Here is a 414-nt window from a genome sequence, read left to right as displayed (position 1 = left end):
CTAAACGCAGGGCGAAGCCCTGTTTGAACCCCTAATAAACGCCCTTCTGCAAACCCACTATGCACAGTGTAAGCTGCCGACAATAGTTCTAGTGTTGAACGAACAGTGGCTGGGCCGCTGTCTTGCGATTCAATTTCAGTTGCACCAATGACATATTCATTATTAGGTTTTGGTGCAATATAAATAGGATACCGCGGATGCATTAATCGCACTGGGCGCGTTAAATTAACTTCTGGTGCATAAAGTCGCGCAACCTCACCTCTTACACCACGAAGCAGTTGCTCCTTTTTTGCCCCCAGCCCTCTGCAATCAAGAATAAAATCAAACGGGCGATTATTAATTTCACCATTTTTGATAGTTACCCGCTGATTAAACACAAACTTTACTTTTCGCCTGTTAAGCATGCTGTAGCTT

Annotated in this window: 1 protein-coding gene; it reads right to left on the bottom strand. The window is 44.2% G+C overall.

All coding sequences use genetic code 11. The features are described 5' to 3' along the window. Positions 1-414 (bottom strand): FAD-dependent oxidoreductase (locus tag R2R70_RS19050; RefSeq protein WP_410978757.1); only part of this gene is annotated, 414 nt, incomplete at both ends.

Source organism: Cobetia sp. SIMBA_158, from assembly GCF_046566945.1.
Taxonomy (GTDB): Bacteria; Pseudomonadota; Gammaproteobacteria; order Pseudomonadales; family Halomonadaceae; genus Cobetia; species Cobetia amphilecti.
The sequence above is the reverse complement of the archived record's forward strand: the minus strand, read 5'-3'. Positions and strand labels throughout refer to the sequence as shown.